The organism is Argonema galeatum A003/A1 (assembly GCF_023333595.1).
GTDB lineage: Bacteria > Cyanobacteriota > Cyanobacteriia > Cyanobacteriales > Aerosakkonemataceae > Argonema > Argonema galeatum.
This window is the reverse complement of record NZ_JAIQZM010000015.1, coordinates 77,446-93,335: the sequence shown is the minus strand read 5'-3', so window position 1 is coordinate 93,335 and position 15,890 is coordinate 77,446. Positions and strand designations below refer to the sequence as shown.

The following is a 15,890-nucleotide window of genomic DNA, read 5'->3' as shown; positions in this document are numbered from 1 at the left end:
AATCTTAATTATGCCGTGTCCCTACACCCATTTCGAGGAATGCGATCGCGCAGCGTGCTGTAGGCAATCGCCCTTTTCGGTATGTTGGTGCTGGTGGGGGTGGGAGTGCGATCGTTCTTGTGGGGATGAGAGTGCTGGTGGGGATGTGGGTGCGATCGTTCTTTTGGGTATGGGAGTGGTGATGGGGGTGTGGGTGCGATCGCGCTTTTCGGAATATCAGTGCTGCTGGGGATGAGAGTGCGATCGTACTTGTGGGGATGAGAGTGCGATCATCCTTTTGGGGATATGAGTGTTGGTGGGGGTGGGAGTGCGATCGCCCAAATTATCGCTATGTATGTTAGAATTAGTTTTAACTTGTATTCACTATAAAAAAACAATAAGCATGGTCATTTCTGAAGATATTGTAAAAGCAAGTGGATTATCAGAAAAAGAATTAATTTTAGAACTGATTATCCTCTTGTTTCAGAGAAAAAAGATTAGTATCGGTAAAGCATCCCAACTTGCTCAAATGCCTTTACTGCAATTTCAACATGAATTAGCTATCAGAAAAATTCCGATCCATTATGATGAAAGTGATTTAGAAATTGACTTAAAAAACTTACAAATTATCTAAATTTTATGATAATTGTTAGCAACACTTTACCCATAACTAATCTATCTGCTATAGGAAAACTCCACCTATTACAACAAATTCATGGGGAAATTATCATATCATCAGCCGTTTTTGAAGAATTAACCCAATGGGGAGATTCTATACCAGGAGCAAAAGAAGTAAAAACATCTAATTGGATTCAAGTGAAACCAATTAACAATATGGGTTTAGTACAGACATTAAAAAACCAATTAGATGAAGGAGAATCTTCTGCGATAGCCTTAGCATTAGAATTAAATGCAGATTGGTAAATTATAGATGAACAATTAGGCAGACAAATAGCAATTGAACATAACTTAAAAATAACAGGAATTTTAGGAATTCTGATTGAAGCAAAACGTCAGGGATTCATTCCATTAGTTAAACCCATTCTTGATGATTTAATAAACATAGCCCAATTTTGGGTTAATCCCTCTCTTTATAATCGTATTTTATCAATTGTTCGAGAATCATAGTCATCGCACTTTTGAGGATGAGAGTGCTGGTGGAGATGAGAGTGCGATCGCCATTTTTGGGATGTGGGTGATGGTGGGGATGAGAGTGCGTTCGCGAAGCGTGCGCCTTAGCGCAATCGCCCTTTTTGGTATGTAAGTGCTGCTGGGGTGAGAGTGCGATCGCCCTTTTTGGGATGAGAGTGCTTTTTGGGATGTGGGTGCGATCGCATTTGTGAAATTCGAGAGTGCGATCGCTTCTTTTTTGTATGGAATATTAAAAAGCGATCGCCTTTTCCCAAAATCAACCACTCATTCAACTTTTTACACCACTACTAACCTCAACACCATAAGCCCCTTCCTTTTCAACTATTTCATTGTTATCTCTCTTCAAAAACTCATCTAACAACTTAAAGAAATAGTTAAACCCCTCTTTCTCATCCACAGAATAAAGTAAAATAATCTTCGCCCACGAATTCACAGTCTGTATATTAAACCTTTTTTGTATCCAAGGCTGAAACTCTCGATAAAACTCAATTTCCTTCTCATTCGGTTCCATCCCTAATTCTCGCCTAGCCGTTTTATACCCAGCCAAAAACATAAATAAGTTGCTAATAGAAATACTACCTATATACATTCCTGGTCTAGCTTCGATTTTTTTCAGTATTTCAAACAATCCACTCATTATGTATTCTCCGCTTTTTCCCTCAAATTAAATTATAACTCTTCTACCTCTTCAACTATAAAATCCTCGCTAGGACAGTGAAAATCCTTCACCCAATCATCCCTTAACATCCCTTCAGATGAAATATTATCAAAAACTCGGCCTTAAATTTCCACCCCATAATGGTTTCCATTGACTGTAATCGATTCCGTTATACCCTGACGTTCTAAACGTTCGCTGATTATAAAATCCTCATCGTCATATCTAGTTTTCAATCTAATAATCTTATAAGGTATTTTATTCTGTTTTAACCAGGCTACTACAGAAGAAGCACATTTATCGCATTGGAGAAGAGAAAACCTCTTGACTATATTGCCAACCTCTGCGTAAATTTCTTCTATTGTAAACTGGTTCAACTTTTCATCCTAAGTTTAGAAAAAATATTCAAATATTATAGCATTTAATTCTCAAAATGACTAATGATGTGAGTACGTTCGCGTAGCGATGTCTAACATTATCGCTTTTGTGGATGGATGTGGGTGCGTTCGCGAAGCGTGCGCCTTAGCGCAATCATGCTTGTTCAATTGGAGAGTGCGATCGATGCAAGGGGATGGATGTGGGTGCGATCGCCTTTTTGGGATGTGGGTGCTGGTTTGTATGAGAGTGCGATCGCCCTTTTTGGTATGTTCGTGCTGGTGGGGTAAGAGTGCGATCGCTCTTTTTGGGATGAGAGTGCTGGTGGGGTAAGAGTGCGATCGTTCTTTTCGGTATGTTCCTGCTGGTGGGGTAAGAGTGCGATCGCTTTTTTCTATGTAATATTAAAAAGCGATCGCCTCTCATCACATCTTCCCTTTTCTAATTACCTGTGTACAGCCGCAGCGCGTTTATCCTCCGCTCTACGTTGCCACTTTTGAGCAATTTTCTCTGATTCTTCACTAAACTGTTTTATTTTTTGTTCAACTTCTTTAGCAAAATTAAGGACTTCATCTAATTCCGCTAATTGTTGTTCATTCAAAGATGGTTTTGTCATTGCAAATTCTCCAGACGTTTTTTTAGATTAGTAACTAGCATTTTAGTTTCTAATACTCTACCCAGTTCACCTGCCAAATCTTCCCCAGCTTCCTGAATTTCTTCATCTGTATTTGTCTGGGTTGCAGAAAGGTTTTCTACTATACTGCGAATTCGTCTTCTTTGTGTCTCAACAAACAGCATAGCACTGCTAAAAGAGGCAAAAAACTGAATTTATCTAGCGTTTTCGGGAAAGCGATCGAGAATAGCTCTAGTTAAGGTAATTCCTGCGGTAGCCTCCTGCTCAATTTGATTAAGCTCTTGATTTAATTGCTCGACAAGAGCAGTGATTTCTGGTGGAATAGGCATTTTGTAATTATATCATGGTAGAGAATGACTAAAACGGTGAAAGTCGTGAGGGTACAATCGGGCTATTTAGATTATAGAGTGGGAGCGTGCGATCGCTCTTTTGGGGATGTAAGTACTGGTGGGGTATTGAGTGCGATCGCGCTTGTGGGGTGTGGGTGCGATCGTACTTTTTGCGATGAGAGTGTTGGTGGGGTATTGAGTGCGATCGTACTTTTGGGATGAGAATGTTGGTGGGGGTGTGGGTGCGATCGTTCTTTTGGGTATGGGAGTGGTGATGGGGGTGTGGGTGCGATCGATGCAAGGGAATGGATGTGGGTGCGATCGTACTTGTGGGATTTGAGAGTGCGATCGTCAGTGGGGATACGAAATAGCGATCGCCTTTTTTCAACTATCCGAAAAGAGCGATCGCTCTTTTCATCGCTATAATTGAGCTAACACAAGCTACACCACCCATGCCTGAATCCTTACAAACTTCACGACTCCAGCAAGCGATCGATTCAGTAGAATCCCTATCGCTTGAAGAACAAAACCTAGTCGTTGAAATCCTCCTCAAACGGCTACAGAGAAAACGCAGAGAACAACTACTTCAAGAAATTGGAGAAGTTCGTCAAGAAGCCTCTCAAGGCGTAATAAAATTTGGCTCAGTAGATGATTTTCTCAAGGAGTTAGATACTTGAGAAAAATTGCTTGGACTCCCAAATGTCTGCGAGCATACAAACGCCTAATCCGTCAAAATCCGCAGTTGCGAACAGCGATCGAAGAAACCCTTCGACAACTTGCAACAGATCCCTTTCATCCTACCCTCAAAACCCACAAACTATCTGGTGAGTTTGATGGTATTTGGTCAGCTTCCATTGACTACAGTTATCGCATTTTGTTCGAGTTTACCGTCACAACAGACTCCGAAGAAGCAATTTTACTGATCAACCTTGGCAACCATGATGATGTCTATTAAGGCAAAGCCTATACCTGAGAATCATTCAAAACGATCGGGTTTGGGGAATTGGAGAGTGCGATCGTTTTTGTTAAATTACAGAGTGCGTTCGCGCAGCGTGCCGTAGGCATATCGCATTTGTCACAATTTTCTTACCCTTACCCATTCCTTTTTATTTCGGCATATATTTCCCGCGCCGTTTTATTGACAAACATTTCCTCTTTTACTTCCAAGTAATCCACATTTTGCGACATATTTTCTCGCAAGAAAAAAGCTGCCTTAGCAATTCCCAATTGCTCTATAATAGCTTTAATCCCTTCAACCCTTACCTCTGACATTTTCGGCACAACTAATTTATTAACCATTTTCCTCCTCCTTTTGCTCGATCGTAGCGTTATTAGCAAATTCTGTCGGATTTTTCACCGCCAGCACTCCCCGATATCTTTTAATTATTTTATCATCGCAAGTGATAAAATCATCAACTTTTAATGCCTCAGCACAGGCTGTCCCTGCAATCAAAACATCGAGCAGTCCGACGGGAGTGCCTTGTTGCTCTAATTGAGCGCGGATTGTGGCAGCCGCAACAGCAGCATCACGATCGAAAGGAATAAGATTAACTCGGCTCAAGAGTTGCTGAAGTTGTTGTGTGCGTTTTGCAGGCGCAGTAGATTTAGCAATACCAACTTGCAATTCAAACAAAACGATCGTGGAGATGCCAATTTCTTGAGGAGGTACATTGGCAAGGTTCTGGGCAACTTGTCCTTGTCCTTTGAAGTAATAGATTAATGTATTTGTATCCAAAATGTGCATCTAAAAACTCTCCCGCAAAATGTCTTCCCCCGACTCGGTACGAATCTCCTCCAGAGTAGGAAAGTCATCTGCCCACGCTCCAGCAAGCGAATAAACCAATTCCTGCCAGGAAGTTAAAGAATCTACTGTATCGGTGGATTGGTTAGCATTCAGGTACTTGGCACGAATAAACTCAGCGAAAGTGAGAATTTCCCTAGCTTGGTTTTGGGGAAGGCTTTTGACGATCGCGTAGATTTGTTCAATAGCAGTCATAATTGGATTATAGATAAAGTTCAGCTTATCTTTATTTTAGTAATTATAGTTCATTGAGTCGCCCTTTTAGCTTTGAAGATTGCCTATTATCGCAAGGTATAAAGGAATCAGAATTGGGGTAATCTCCCGAAAGAAAATCAGGATGCGAACGCGAGTGCGTGCCGTAGGCATATCGCCCTTTTTGGGATGAGAGTGCTGGTGGGGATGAGGATGCGATCGCTCTTTTTGGGATGAGAGTGCTAGTGGGGATGAGAGTGCGATCGCTCTTTTTCGGATGTAAGTGCTGATGGGGATGTGAGTGCGATCGCCCTTTTTGTGATGTCAGTGCTGGTGGGGGTGAGAGTGCTAGAGCGTAGCGATGCGTAGCATTATCGTTCTTTTGGGATGTCAGTGCTGGTGGGGGTGAGAATGCGATCGCTTTTTTCCCTCTCTCATAGTCAAGAGCGATCGCATGAAAGGAATAGTAAAATAAGGCAGAGCCATTTGAGCCTCCAAAGCTAACTCACCATGCAAACCTCAACATTTGACAGCATTTTAGACGCGATCGAAACCTTGTCTCCAGATGAACAAACTGCCCTGCTTGGGATTATGCAGCGAAGGCTTCGCGATCGCCGACGTACCGAAATTGCCGCTAATATTGCACAAGGAAAACAAGACTACAAAAAAGGAAACGTCTTTCGAGGCACGGTTAATGAAGCGATCGCGGAGCTAAACAGTTGAAAATTATCACTTTTGCTCGCTCGTTTAAACGTGCCTACAAAGCCCTCATCCGCAAACACCCAGAGCTACAGCCCAAAGTTGAAGCTGTCTTGAGACTTTCTCCGCAAGCCCTAAATAGCTAGCAGAAAGAGTTCCCAACTGCCGTATTAATCGTTGCTTATCAATCACCACAATTTGGTAACAAAGCACTACTGACTCTTGCGTCAATCCGCCTTCCCCAGCAGGTATAACAATAGTACCTGGTATTTTAGCGCGTCGCAAATTACTGGTAATAGGAACAACAACTACAGTTGTAGTAAAGCGATCTAACGTATTTCTTTGTACCAGAATAACTGGTCGTATGCCAGCTTGTTCTGAACCTCTACTGGGATTAAAATCAGCTAAATAAATATCTCCCCGCATTAAAGTATATCCTCTTTTTGGAGCCGGGGTAAATAATCTTTTAAAACTGCTTCAGACCAAGCTAAATCAGACAAAGTAAACTCATTTTTAATAGCCTCAGCTTCTTCATCAGAAATCCTATCCCAATCTTGAAATAATTGTTTTTTATGCAAGGAATTAGCAAATTTTAGAACTTGCTCTTGTTCTGACAAGGACAGGTTAGAGATTATTTCCAGCAATTGTGTTTTCACTATTTCTGTTGTTTTGGTTGTCATTATGCAAACCCAACAAATACCTAATTGTTTGAGAATTTCATAAAATAGCCAACTACCGATTTCGGAATTACCATGAATAGGAATAGTGGTTGCTCGTCCATCTGGATGTTGCCAACGAGCGTGACTTCCTTTCTGCCGTACCTTTACAAAACCCAATTTTTTAGCAACTCTTTCCAAATCACCTGCTGTCTTCTGGCATGGGCAATCACCAATTTAACATCATCAGGTAATTTGCGACCTTGTTCGGAATATTCTTCTTGGATCATGTCGAAAACATTCACCAATTCCGCACGCGCTTCATCAGGCGTTTGTCCCCAAGCATGACAACCGGGAATTGCTGGGATGTAGGCGACAAAAGTGCCATTGTCATCAGGCCGAAGAACAATGGTATACTCCGTCATTAATTTCATAAGTACCAACCTACGTCTAAGCCATATATAAAGTTTACTAGCTTTTATCGCATTTGGGGATGGATGTGGTTGCGATCGTACTTGTTCAATTGGAGAGTGCGTTCGCTCTTCGTGCCGTAGGCATATCGTGTTTGGGAATGGATGTGGGTGCGATCGTATTTGTGGAATTAGAGAGTGCGTTCGCTCTTCGTGCCGTAGGCATATCGCTTTTGCAATGGATGTGGGTGCGATCGTACTTGTAGAATTGGAGAGTGCGTTCGCTCTTCGTGCCGTAGGCATATCGCGTTTGGGGATGGATGCAGGTGCGATCGTACTTGTTCAATTGGAGAGTGCGTTCGCTCTTCGTGCCGTAGGCATATCGTGCTTGGGGATGGATGCAGGTGCGATCGTGTTTGTGGAATAAGAGAGTGCGTTCGCTCTTCGTGCCGTAGGCATATCGTGTTTGGGAATGGATGTGGGTGCGATCATACTTGTTCAATTGGAGAGTGCGTTCGCTCTTCGTGCCGTAGGCATATCACTTTTAGGGATGGATGTGGGTGCGATCGTGCTGGTGGAATTGGAGAGTGCGATCGCTTAGAATAATAGCTAGTCAAGATGTGGTGCAAAGGAGAGATTAGACTGATTGGATATTCATCCTCGCGTATTTCAGCAATTAAACGATGAGCGGTTAGGGAGTCTTGCCGGGTTACTTAGTACAGATGAACTACTGCGCTTAGTAGACAACCCATCAGCACAACGTTTCTTAGACACCCGTAGCAACAATATTAATATAATCCAAGAAGTAGAAGGCCGACTTCTGAGAATTACCCTTTCTGGCGACAGTCAGCGGATAATTTCTGTCGGGCCAATTAGGACAAACTTAGTCAGAAACCGCATTGCTAGCGGTGACTTTATTCCACTGACCTAGAGGTACTGGTGATGGCGAAAATTCATATTTCCGAAATCCAAAATATATTAGCACAAAAAGGTGCAGAAGATGCGAAGCCAAATGCCAAAACAGGATACTTTCTAGAAATTCGATTTGACTCTCCTCAGTTGGAGGCTAAAGTAGTTGATGAAGAATTGCAAAATCAAACTATCACAGCTGATTGTCCCTACGGAATGGTAACAATTCAGTTTGACAAATACGGGCAATTGAAATCGATCGATTTGAGTTAATTTAAGTTTAAGACCATCGTTCTTGTGGGGATGGGAGTGCGATCGTATTTTCTAAACAAGGGTGCGATCGATGACAGGAGTTGTCTATAATAGTGGAGTGCGATCGTGTTTGTGGGGATGGGAGTGCGATCGCCCTTTTTGGGATGTCAGTGCTGGTGGGGATGAGGGTGCGATCGCTCTTGAAAGCGATGTCAGTGCTGGTGGGGGTGAGAGTGCGATCGCTCTTTTCGGTATGTGAGTGCTGGTGGGGGTGAGAGTGCGATCGTGCTTTTGGGATGAGGGTGCGATCGTGTTTGTGGAATAAGAGAGTTCGATCGTACTTGTGGAATAAGAGAGTGCGTTCGCTCTTCGTGCCGTAGGCATATCGTGTTTGGGAATGGATGTTGGTGCGATCGTGTTCGTAGAATTAGAGAGTGCGATCGCGCTTTTGGGATGTGAGTGCTGGTGGGGATGGGGGTGCGATCGTGCTTTTGGGAATGTGAGTGCTGGTGGGATGAGAATGCGATCGTACTTGTGGAATGAGAGTGCGATCGTGCTTATGGGAGTGAGAGTGCGATCGTGCTTGTGGGGTGTGAGTGCGTTCGCGAACGCGAAAGCGTGCGACGCGAGCGCATCGCTATCCGTAGCATTATCGTGCTTTTTGGGATGTGAGTGCTGGTGGGGATGTGAATGCGATCTTACTTGTGGAATTAGAGAGTGCGTTCGCTCTTCGTGCCGTAGGCATATCGTTTTTGGGGATGGATGTCGGTGCGTTCGCTCTTCGTGCCGTAGGCAATCGTGTTTGTGGGATTAGAGAGTGCGATCGCCTTTGTTAAATTAGAGGGTGCGAACGCGAGTGCGTGCCGTAGGCAATCGCGTTTGGGAATGGATGTCGGTGCGAACGCGAGTGCGTGCCGTAGGCAATCGTGCTTGTGGGGATGGGAGTGCGAACGCGAGTGCGTGCCGTAGGCAATCGGGTTTGGGAATGGATGTCGGTGCGTTCGCTCTTCGTGCCGTAGGCAATCGTGCTTGTAGAATTAGAGAGTGCGATCGTGCTTACGATCGCCTTGTTTGGTAAGATAGCGCTTGCCCAGATACAGAATCACAACTTGTGGAACCGACTGAATTTCAATACTTAGTTATCAATGCTCTGCAAACGCTGGACTTGCTCGAGTACGAATTTTATGATAGAGACAGTGGAGATTGGTACATCGCTACTCCTAGTCCCGTTTTACCAATCGCAGTTATCTTGCCAAATGGCGAAATAGTCCCTACTAATTGGAGATTATAACCGTGAGAGAGCCAACAGAATTGGAACAAAAACAATATCAAAGACTCACAGAAATCTTTGCTACAGCCCGAAAGCGATACCTAGATGCCGGAGGCGATCCGAAAAGTCCAGGTGGCAGTCTGAATGGAAAAGATTGCTTGACTGCTGAGGAAAAGCGAGAAATTGTAGAATTAGGAAAGCAAGTTTTTCCCTTGGAGCGAGTCAAGGTCAAAGCTTGATTTAACTTGGATTTTTAACAGTGCGATCGTACTTCTGGGGATGAGGGTGCGAACGCGAGTGCGTGCCGTAGGCAATCGTGCTTCTGGGGATGTGGGTGCGATGTATTTGGGGTGAGGGTGCGAACGCGAGTGCGTGCCGTAGGCAATCGTGCTTTTGAGGATGAGGGTGCGATCGCACTTGTGGGATGAGAGTGCTTGTGGGATGTGAGTGCTGTTGGGGGTAGGAGTGCTAGAGCCTTCTTATCCCAAATCCGGGTTATTTACCCCCTTTATAGTGTGAAGTGTAGGGGTGAAGCATTGCGGCAATAAGTGTATTCCCAAGAGCCAAAGCCTTTCTACCGCAATGCTTCACCCAACTTATGGATAACGGGGGTTTTTATCCCGGATTTGGTATTACAATCAACTTGCGATCGCCTTATCCTTTCTCAAAAACCTCCTCAAAATCTTTGTAAGCGCTCAGCACCCGCTCAACCTGGATTCCATTTTTTATCGGTCGGTAAAAAATCAGATATTTATCCACTGGTAAACTGCGTAGAGTCGGCGAAAGCTCCTCACGACTAGAACCCATTTCTGGAAACTGAGCTAATCAACGGTTTTTTTCTTCAAAAGCATCCATAAAACGACTAGCTGCACTCAAACTAAACCGTACTAAATAGTTTTTTATATCTCTTAAATCTTGCGAGTGCAGGAGCGCTCAAAATATATCGACTCATTACTCTCCCTGCTGTGCTTGCTGAATTTATTCGCGCAGTTCTCTTAATACCTCTTCCCCATCAAATACATCTCCCCGATCCGAGTGTTCGATCCCGATCGAAATTTCCTTTCGCAGTTCTATAATGACTGTGCTTGGTTGCTATTTGTAGGAGTGCCTTTGCTTTTATGGCTAGCCTGGTTGTTTTCTTGCCTCAATCCAGAAAATCTTTTCTGCGGACATCAAGAATCTGTTAACTCCGTACAATTTAATGGAGTCGGGCAGAATCTAATCAGCGGTTCCAGCGACCAAACTGCGATCGAATGCAGAGTAAATGGCTTCTTCAACCCATTAATCGACCCAGAAATCGGCCCGATCGGAAACCCAGCAGGTAAATCCCTTCGCACAGTTAAATACAGACCTGTGGATAACAATATAATCGCCGCAGGTCTAGAAAATGCAGAGATTCAATTTAGGGATTTGGCTAGAAGTAAAGGAGAAGTGATGGAATCATTTTCCTACCAAAAAGATGACAGGGTTTTGGGTATAGAATTTCCCAGAGATTCCAGATATCTTTTTAGTGGTCACGGCAGCGGTTTTGTTCTCCAGTGGAACGCAGACTTTAATTTAGAAGCAAAACCCACAAGTATTGTTGCCAAACAACGGCTTCGTACAAAGCAATTTTATTTTGCAGTGTAAGCTGCTGTACTTACCGCTGTACTCCCCAGATTTCAACAAGAACTTGCTCTTCGATTTGAGTAGATTTCATTTCAGCAATTTCGTGATGAACGTGCGGATATAAACTTGCTTTTCTATGACATACTCAACTGTTATGCAGACAAAATATTAAACATATTTGCGAATCTTTAACAACTTCATCAACTCGCGTTGTACCCGCTGATATAAAGGAATCGGTTCCACTTCAATTTGGGCATAAACCTTAGCATTCGGTTGGAACAATTTCTGCCGATTGTCAACAATCGCCCTTACCCTTAACAACTGCTTTTGACCCGAAGGATCGGATTGCAGCACCGGCTCAATCTTTTCAATCCGAGTGGTAATTGCTGACAATCCCGGTTCTAGCGGTTGTAAAATTACAGTCGCAGATGGTTTTTCAAAAATACCTTTAACCAAATCCGAATCAGTTTGAGCAACCTCAATTAAAGCTACCAGTTTGTCTAAATTGGCAATTTCCAACACATCCTGATTTTCCGGCATTTTCTTACCCACCTTTTCATGTAGATTTTGGCTGACGACTATTCCAGAAATAGGAGCTTCTAAAATCTGATTTTTCAGTTGTTCTGACTGTAGTTTTTGGAGCTCTTTCTTCAAAGTTTGAATTACGGGAGTGCGAATAGCCACTTCATCCTTAGCTGCAGCTAATTCCTGCATCGCAGTTTGTTTAATGGCAACTCTACTGGCCAACTCATCTTGACAATTGGCTAGTTTTTGTTGCCTTTCCAGTTTGACCGCCGCAATTTCTTCAGCTTTGGCAGACATTTGATGTTTTATTTCCAAAATCTCTTGTTCTTTTCTGCCAATATTGCCTATCAAGGTGGCTTTTTGACTTCTTAATTGTTCCAGTTTTTCTTGTAAAGGTATTCGTGCCATTAACTCTTTAAATTTTGGTTGTTCGTACTCGGCAATTAACTTTTCTGTCCCCCGCAAATTTTCTTTCAAGCCTACTATTTCTGCCTCTATTCCAGTAATATTACTTGAGAGTGCCTCTATCTCTGCCTGGAATTTCTGGATTTCCGGGGGAGGATTTCCACTTTTCATCCCTTCAATTTCTTGACGGGTTTCTTCCACTTGGCGACGAGCAGCCATTTCAATTTGAAGTGTTTCCTCAAGTTTACTTTGGACAACTGGTATGCGTGCTAAAGCAGCTGATGACGATGATTCTTGCTCTTGCAATTTGGCTTGTTTCTGAATAATTTCTGCATCTAAGTCAAGTGTGGCAACAGAAGCGACTCGTTGACCGGCATTGACAAAATCTCCAGAATTAACCCAAAATTTAGTTATGCTGCCAGGAACCTGCATATAAACAAACCGATGGCTGTCGCTCAGCGGTTCTAACTTCGCTTCGGTGCGTACAGAGGTGGGTATTGGCATCTGAGAAACCCAAAGTCCGCCTGCTAGTAATCCGCCAATTAATATCAGGCGTCCTAAATTAAATGATTCTCCTGATTTTACTGGTTGCGTTTTTTGATTAGCTGTAGAAGGTTGATGATTGGGAGTATCAGCACTGACGGGTGAAGTGGGGGTGGTTTTAGGTACTGGTGTGGTTTCGGGTAGGTCTTTAGGCGGCACTACTTTGAGTTGTATTCGCTTGGGGGAATTGTTTGAATTGATTGCAGACATAGTTTTTATTGGTGAGAGGTGGGGGATAAAAAGTAAATAGCCCAAAGAAATAGTAGGGTGGCGGCTGTGGTGGGGATGTTGGTAAGGTTCCAATCGACTATATGCCATAGTAGAAAACCAAAGACAAACCAAATATAGGCAATGCTAAAGGGGCCATAAGCTGCTAATATACACCGGGTTTTCCACGGTTCAGTAATGGGTTTACCAGTGAGAAGGTTGGCATAAAATTTAAAGGAGCGACTTCTGAGGTTGTTAATTCCAGTGATGGCAACGGCGAGGTAATATCCATCGAATTTGGCTAAAGGGTTGAGGTTGAGAGCAACTGTAAATAGTGCGGCTGACATGAGGAGGAAACTGGTAGTGGAAAGCCATGTACCGCTGGCTGAGAAGTTCCACAATCCTAAACCAATGGATGCGAGAATTAGTTGTACGAGTACGCCTGCTCCTACTACTAATATTCGTCGGCTGCGAGATAGGCAATAGGAGTCGGTGGTGTTGGTGTATACCGAGGGTATAAAACACATGAATAGTAAGCCGATTTCTGGGACTATGCCGTTGTAGTGTTTGAGAGTGAAGGCGTGTCCGAGTTCGTGGAGGGTAACGACTAAGGCGGTGAGGAGGGCAAATGGTAAGAATAGGCTGCTGCCGTAGGTTGATAGTAGTTGTTGTCCGATGAAGATGATTTCTGGTTGTTGGTTGAATCCTATGATGGCTGAAATAATTAGAAAGGCGGTGAGGAGAAATGCTGTTGGTTTTGTCCAAATAAAGCGTATTATGTCGATATGTCTGGTTAGAAATGCGTCGGGGTTGAATAGGCGAATTCTAAAGGATAGTAGTTGGAGAGGGGTGAATTTACCACGGCGTCTTTTTGCTGGTTTGCTTCCTTGTAGCATTCCCGTGGCGGTGAGGAGTTGGAGGAGATATCTGAGTTCGTTTTGAGTGATGCAAAATTCTTCTGTAATTATATTAGTTGGTAGTTGTCCGAGTTGTTCGATGATGGCTTTGTCGCGATCGCTTACTTGCAGAAATGTCACATCCTCTGGGTTCCGTAGTATCCAGTAACCGCCGGGATGCGCTACCCAGTGAACGCAAGCTTTCAGTTTGGGTTGGGTAGTGGGAATGTTTTCGTTTTCTCCTCTCTCTCCATCCTCTACCTCAGCGGCGAGGATACCCAAGGTGATTAGTTTTTGGAGTAACTCTACTACTAGGTTGGAGGAAATCGCATCTTTGTATTGTTCCTGACAGTAGTTTTGGATTTCTTGAACGGTGAATTGTCCGGTGAAGTAGCGCAAAGCGAAACCTTCTCCTGCTGAAAACTGATAGCGGCGATCGCCTTGGCTAGTAAGGAGGATGACTCGATCGGACCCTTTGAGTTGGGCCAGTTTCCAATAGTCTCGGATGTCGGGACAGATTAAGCTTTCATAATTCACTCTCATTGTTTATTCCCCTGCAAGAGAAGGTTGCGTTATTCCCACCTGCATGGTGTAAAGCCTTATCCATTAGAAAACATCAGTTGGAAGTCATTTAGATTTAGATAGCGATCGCACTCATGCAACAACTTCCGATAGTGCTTTAGAGCAGGTTGAGTTCGTCAACAATTCGCACAGCCAAGATATCGTCGTTCACCAAGTAGATTCGTCAATTTCCGACCAGCAATTAGAACCGCTGTCTTTTATTCACGCCACACCTAATAACGAAAGCGATACCAGCAGCACTCCTGTTAGCCATACTGACACAGACTTAGTTACTAGCCACAATACATCGCATAACGAAACGACATTATTAACATCCGCTCCTCTTTCGGAGACTGAAATAACTCAAACTCACGACATTGAAGAAGCGGTTAACACCACGGATATAAATCATGTAATTGAGAATAAGATTGACAGCGAACATAACACAACCTTAGCCGCCGATAATGTTCATGCTACAGACAATACCGTACATCCAACCGAGCATTCTGCTGAATCATCTGTAATTAAAGATAAAGAAGAAATCAACAGCATTAATTCAACTCATATAGTTGATACCCAAAGTGAAAGCGAACATAGCGCCATTACTAATGATAGCATTCACAACGCAGACAGCGGATCGCACCCAATAGATACTTCGACGAAATTAGCAGTCGATCGCATTGATCCCAATCATGTAGTTGATAGCAACATTCAGAATGAACATAACACCGCTGTCAATAATAGCGTTCATACCGCAGATAGCACCGGACATCCAACTGATAAATCTACTGAATTAACGGGGGATACTAAAGATAAAATCGAGAGCGAACATCACAGCACAGATTCAAGCGATAAAATTATAGAATCGCCTCTTAGTAAAGATGTGACCAAGAGCGAGCTAGCGCCAGACAAACTCACTTTTAACTCTGGCGTTTTTACAGTCGGTGAAACTGGTAAAGTTAGCATTGATTATTTATTTGATGGCGGCGGTTATCAAGGAGAACTCGCCATCTTTAGCTTGAAAGGAATGGAGCAATTTGAACCTGGCTCTCATTTGTTTATTCAAGAAGCCGCACATCGAGCTTTAAGTAATTCGGAATTGGGTTATGTGGTGATTTCCGACCCCACGGAAGGAGCGAAATTTAATAGCAGCACTAATTTGGGAAATTACTCTGGTGCGAAAACATTTAATATGGGTTCTGGTGATGAGTTTGGTGTGATGCTTGTTCCCAACGGAACGGTACAGCAGGTATTTAATAACCCCCATGCTGGTGGTGCTTTGCGTCCGTTATTTTCCTTAGCAACGGCAAATCCAAATCAAGGTTTTCATGTCGGACAAATTGCGGATGTAACTGGTGATGGTCACACTTTTGCGTTGGAAGATTTGCGGGTAGATGGAAATACCGATCGCGATTATAATGACATGATTTTCCATGTGGGGGGTGCTACTGGAAAAGCAGTAAATTTGGATGAGGTAATTGCTGCTGGAAAAGATTGGCGTAGTTCTGAATTAGGTAAGGAGTTGATTGCTTATGCGGGTAGCGATGGGAATGGGGGAACGCCTGATGTTATCCATTCAGATGTAAGCGATCGCACGACTGCGGAAACCACAGATTCAGATAATATTAGTGGCGTTTCTCCTAGCACTGTCAGCGATAATATTGCTATTTCCGATAAAAGTGCAGTTACTAATGTAGAAGTAACTCATTCTGATGCGGCTACCACTGTTACCGATCCGATGGTTACGGCTGACAAAGTTGTAATTCCAAATGTTGAAGTAATTCATTCCGATAACACGATTACTGAAAATATCGTTACCGCTGATAAGAGTG

Annotated in this window: 31 protein-coding genes and 2 pseudogenes; 16 read left to right on the top strand and 17 right to left on the bottom strand. The window is 43.4% G+C overall.

Annotated elements, in window-relative coordinates:
• Positions 1–10: 10 nt before the first annotated feature.
• The 3 genes and pseudogenes from LAY41_RS17110 to LAY41_RS32975 all read left to right on the top strand — a co-directional run bounded on the left by LAY41_RS17110 (position 11) and on the right by LAY41_RS32975 (position 1,107).
• Entirely contained in the window at positions 11–235 is a 225-nt protein-coding gene (locus tag LAY41_RS17110; RefSeq protein WP_249100371.1) for a hypothetical protein, read from the top strand.
• Positions 236–334: 99 nt separating this feature from the next.
• The gene (locus LAY41_RS17105; RefSeq protein WP_249100368.1) at positions 335–613 is read left to right on the top strand and encodes a UPF0175 family protein; all 279 of its coding nucleotides are present in this window, start codon (positions 335–337) and stop codon (positions 611–613) included.
• 5 nt (positions 614–618) lie between these two features.
• A pseudogene (locus tag LAY41_RS32975) lies at positions 619–1,107 on the top strand (PIN domain-containing protein).
• Here the strand turns inward: LAY41_RS32975 and LAY41_RS17090 are convergent.
• The 3 genes from LAY41_RS17090 to LAY41_RS32830 form a co-directional block, all read right to left on the bottom strand.
• Positions 1,108–1,395: a hypothetical protein gene (locus LAY41_RS17090; RefSeq protein ID WP_249100362.1), complete on the bottom strand. Its 288-nt coding sequence runs from the start codon at positions 1,393–1,395 to the stop codon at positions 1,108–1,110. It abuts the pseudogene before it with no gap.
• Positions 1,396–1,399: 4 nt separating this feature from the next.
• Complete coding sequence (locus LAY41_RS17085) at positions 1,400–1,768, bottom strand: hypothetical protein (protein WP_249100359.1); 369 nt, start codon at positions 1,766–1,768, stop codon at positions 1,400–1,402.
• A gap of 143 nt (positions 1,769–1,911) precedes the next feature.
• Positions 1,912–2,163: a papain fold toxin domain-containing protein gene (locus LAY41_RS32830; protein WP_249100358.1), complete on the bottom strand. Its 252-nt coding sequence runs from the start codon at positions 2,161–2,163 to the stop codon at positions 1,912–1,914.
• Positions 2,164–2,319: 156 nt separating this feature from the next.
• Here LAY41_RS32830 and LAY41_RS32325 point away from each other — a divergent pair, with 156 nt between their 5' ends.
• On the top strand, positions 2,320–2,451 hold the full coding sequence (locus tag LAY41_RS32325) for a hypothetical protein (RefSeq protein ID WP_275974205.1): 132 nt from the start codon (positions 2,320–2,322) through the stop codon (positions 2,449–2,451).
• Positions 2,452–2,606: 155 nt separating this feature from the next.
• Here LAY41_RS32325 and LAY41_RS17075 read toward each other — a convergent pair whose 3' ends face one another.
• The 3 genes from LAY41_RS17075 to LAY41_RS32320 are packed head-to-tail and all read right to left on the bottom strand — an operon-like array spanning position 2,607 to position 3,124.
• Positions 2,607–2,777 carry a hypothetical protein gene (locus LAY41_RS17075; RefSeq protein WP_249100354.1) on the bottom strand — a complete coding sequence of 57 codons (171 nt, stop codon included), beginning with the start codon at positions 2,775–2,777 and terminating at the stop codon, positions 2,607–2,609.
• A complete protein-coding gene (locus LAY41_RS17070) occupies positions 2,774–2,959 on the bottom strand; it encodes a hypothetical protein (protein ID WP_249100352.1) in 186 nt (61 codons plus the stop codon). Before LAY41_RS17070 ends, LAY41_RS17075 begins: the two co-directional genes overlap by 4 nt.
• Before the next feature lie 30 nt (positions 2,960–2,989).
• Positions 2,990–3,124, bottom strand: coding sequence for a hypothetical protein (locus LAY41_RS32320; RefSeq protein ID WP_275974203.1), 135 nt, complete (start codon positions 3,122–3,124; stop codon positions 2,990–2,992).
• A gap of 24 nt (positions 3,125–3,148) precedes the next feature.
• On the opposite strand from LAY41_RS32320, the gene LAY41_RS17065 reads away from it, so the two are divergent.
• The 4 genes from LAY41_RS17065 to LAY41_RS17050 all read left to right on the top strand — a co-directional run bounded on the left by LAY41_RS17065 (position 3,149) and on the right by LAY41_RS17050 (position 4,079).
• The gene (locus LAY41_RS17065; RefSeq protein ID WP_249100349.1) at positions 3,149–3,346 is read left to right on the top strand and encodes a hypothetical protein; all 198 of its coding nucleotides are present in this window, start codon (positions 3,149–3,151) and stop codon (positions 3,344–3,346) included.
• Complete coding sequence (locus tag LAY41_RS17060; protein ID WP_249100346.1) at positions 3,324–3,464, top strand: hypothetical protein; 141 nt, start codon at positions 3,324–3,326, stop codon at positions 3,462–3,464. Before LAY41_RS17065 ends, LAY41_RS17060 begins: the two co-directional genes overlap by 23 nt.
• A 112-nt stretch (positions 3,465–3,576) precedes the next feature.
• Positions 3,577–3,801, top strand: coding sequence for a hypothetical protein (locus LAY41_RS17055; protein ID WP_249100344.1), 225 nt, complete (start codon positions 3,577–3,579; stop codon positions 3,799–3,801).
• Positions 3,798–4,079, top strand: coding sequence for a type II toxin-antitoxin system RelE/ParE family toxin (locus tag LAY41_RS17050; protein WP_249100341.1), 282 nt, complete (start codon positions 3,798–3,800; stop codon positions 4,077–4,079). Before LAY41_RS17055 ends, LAY41_RS17050 begins: the two co-directional genes overlap by 4 nt.
• A gap of 137 nt (positions 4,080–4,216) precedes the next feature.
• On the opposite strand, the gene LAY41_RS17045 is transcribed toward LAY41_RS17050, so the two are convergent.
• From LAY41_RS17045 to LAY41_RS17035, 3 genes are read right to left on the bottom strand one after another with little or no spacing between them, the layout of a single operon-like run.
• Positions 4,217–4,423: a hypothetical protein gene (locus LAY41_RS17045; RefSeq protein WP_249100339.1), complete on the bottom strand. Its 207-nt coding sequence runs from the start codon at positions 4,421–4,423 to the stop codon at positions 4,217–4,219.
• Positions 4,416–4,868 carry a PIN domain-containing protein gene (locus LAY41_RS17040; RefSeq protein WP_249100337.1) on the bottom strand — a complete coding sequence of 151 codons (453 nt, stop codon included), beginning with the start codon at positions 4,866–4,868 and terminating at the stop codon, positions 4,416–4,418. The genes LAY41_RS17045 and LAY41_RS17040 overlap by 8 nt, the downstream gene beginning before the upstream one ends.
• Positions 4,869–5,120 (bottom strand): DUF2281 domain-containing protein, encoded by a 252-nt coding sequence (locus tag LAY41_RS17035; protein ID WP_249100333.1) that lies wholly within the window; start codon positions 5,118–5,120, stop codon positions 4,869–4,871.
• Positions 5,121–5,627: 507 nt separating this feature from the next.
• Between LAY41_RS17035 and LAY41_RS17030 the strand changes: the two genes are divergently transcribed.
• Positions 5,628–5,840: a hypothetical protein gene (locus LAY41_RS17030; protein WP_249069665.1), complete on the top strand. Its 213-nt coding sequence runs from the start codon at positions 5,628–5,630 to the stop codon at positions 5,838–5,840.
• Positions 5,841–5,885: 45 nt separating this feature from the next.
• Here LAY41_RS17030 and LAY41_RS17025 read toward each other — a convergent pair whose 3' ends face one another.
• The 4 genes from LAY41_RS17025 to LAY41_RS17010 all read right to left on the bottom strand — a co-directional run bounded on the left by LAY41_RS17025 (position 5,886) and on the right by LAY41_RS17010 (position 7,384).
• Positions 5,886–6,242 carry a type II toxin-antitoxin system PemK/MazF family toxin gene (locus tag LAY41_RS17025; RefSeq protein WP_249100328.1) on the bottom strand — a complete coding sequence of 119 codons (357 nt, stop codon included), beginning with the start codon at positions 6,240–6,242 and terminating at the stop codon, positions 5,886–5,888.
• Positions 6,242–6,673 carry a type II toxin-antitoxin system HicA family toxin gene (locus LAY41_RS17020; RefSeq protein WP_249100324.1) on the bottom strand — a complete coding sequence of 144 codons (432 nt, stop codon included), beginning with the start codon at positions 6,671–6,673 and terminating at the stop codon, positions 6,242–6,244. The genes LAY41_RS17025 and LAY41_RS17020 overlap by 1 nt, the downstream gene beginning before the upstream one ends.
• A complete protein-coding gene (locus tag LAY41_RS17015; protein ID WP_249100319.1) occupies positions 6,640–6,906 on the bottom strand; it encodes a type II toxin-antitoxin system HicB family antitoxin in 267 nt (88 codons plus the stop codon). The genes LAY41_RS17020 and LAY41_RS17015 overlap by 34 nt, the downstream gene beginning before the upstream one ends.
• A gap of 85 nt (positions 6,907–6,991) precedes the next feature.
• Complete coding sequence (locus tag LAY41_RS17010; RefSeq protein WP_249100314.1) at positions 6,992–7,384, bottom strand: hypothetical protein; 393 nt, start codon at positions 7,382–7,384, stop codon at positions 6,992–6,994.
• 144 nt (positions 7,385–7,528) lie between these two features.
• Between LAY41_RS17010 and LAY41_RS17005 the strand changes: the two genes are divergently transcribed.
• Both LAY41_RS17005 and LAY41_RS17000 read left to right on the top strand, forming a co-directional pair.
• Positions 7,529–7,813: a hypothetical protein gene (locus tag LAY41_RS17005; protein WP_249100312.1), complete on the top strand. Its 285-nt coding sequence runs from the start codon at positions 7,529–7,531 to the stop codon at positions 7,811–7,813.
• Positions 7,814–7,824: 11 nt separating this feature from the next.
• Complete coding sequence (locus tag LAY41_RS17000; RefSeq protein ID WP_249100309.1) at positions 7,825–8,064, top strand: hypothetical protein; 240 nt, start codon at positions 7,825–7,827, stop codon at positions 8,062–8,064.
• 84 nt (positions 8,065–8,148) lie between these two features.
• On the opposite strand, the gene LAY41_RS16995 is transcribed toward LAY41_RS17000, so the two are convergent.
• Positions 8,149–8,427 carry a hypothetical protein gene (locus tag LAY41_RS16995; protein ID WP_249100306.1) on the bottom strand — a complete coding sequence of 93 codons (279 nt, stop codon included), beginning with the start codon at positions 8,425–8,427 and terminating at the stop codon, positions 8,149–8,151.
• A gap of 7 nt (positions 8,428–8,434) precedes the next feature.
• Here LAY41_RS16995 and LAY41_RS16990 point away from each other — a divergent pair, with 7 nt between their 5' ends.
• From LAY41_RS16990 to LAY41_RS16980, 3 genes are all read left to right on the top strand, one after another.
• Positions 8,435–8,857 (top strand): hypothetical protein, encoded by a 423-nt coding sequence (locus LAY41_RS16990; RefSeq protein ID WP_249100304.1) that lies wholly within the window; start codon positions 8,435–8,437, stop codon positions 8,855–8,857.
• A gap of 30 nt (positions 8,858–8,887) precedes the next feature.
• Positions 8,888–9,121, top strand: coding sequence for a hypothetical protein (locus tag LAY41_RS16985; protein ID WP_249100302.1), 234 nt, complete (start codon positions 8,888–8,890; stop codon positions 9,119–9,121).
• 215 nt (positions 9,122–9,336) lie between these two features.
• Entirely contained in the window at positions 9,337–9,552 is a 216-nt protein-coding gene (locus tag LAY41_RS16980; protein ID WP_249100299.1) for a hypothetical protein, read from the top strand.
• A gap of 415 nt (positions 9,553–9,967) precedes the next feature.
• Here LAY41_RS16980 and LAY41_RS16975 read toward each other — a convergent pair.
• Positions 9,968–10,126 (bottom strand): annotated as a pseudogene (locus tag LAY41_RS16975) (type II toxin-antitoxin system RelE/ParE family toxin); the annotation flags it as partial.
• A 222-nt stretch (positions 10,127–10,348) separates the two neighbouring features.
• Here LAY41_RS16975 and LAY41_RS16970 point away from each other — a divergent pair.
• Entirely contained in the window at positions 10,349–10,942 is a 594-nt protein-coding gene (locus LAY41_RS16970) for a WD40 repeat domain-containing protein (protein ID WP_249100292.1), read from the top strand.
• Positions 10,943–11,089: 147 nt separating this feature from the next.
• On the opposite strand, the gene LAY41_RS16965 is transcribed toward LAY41_RS16970, so the two are convergent.
• Both LAY41_RS16965 and LAY41_RS16960 read right to left on the bottom strand, forming a co-directional pair.
• On the bottom strand, positions 11,090–12,604 hold the full coding sequence (locus tag LAY41_RS16965) for an HlyD family efflux transporter periplasmic adaptor subunit (RefSeq protein WP_249100290.1): 1,515 nt from the start codon (positions 12,602–12,604) through the stop codon (positions 11,090–11,092).
• 5 nt (positions 12,605–12,609) lie between these two features.
• Complete coding sequence (locus tag LAY41_RS16960; RefSeq protein WP_249100288.1) at positions 12,610–14,040, bottom strand: zinc metalloprotease; 1,431 nt, start codon at positions 14,038–14,040, stop codon at positions 12,610–12,612.
• A gap of 901 nt (positions 14,041–14,941) precedes the next feature.
• On the opposite strand from LAY41_RS16960, the gene LAY41_RS32620 reads away from it, so the two are divergent.
• Positions 14,942–15,890: DUF4114 domain-containing protein (locus LAY41_RS32620; RefSeq protein ID WP_249100285.1), on the top strand; the 949-nt coding region annotated here is incomplete at its 3' end.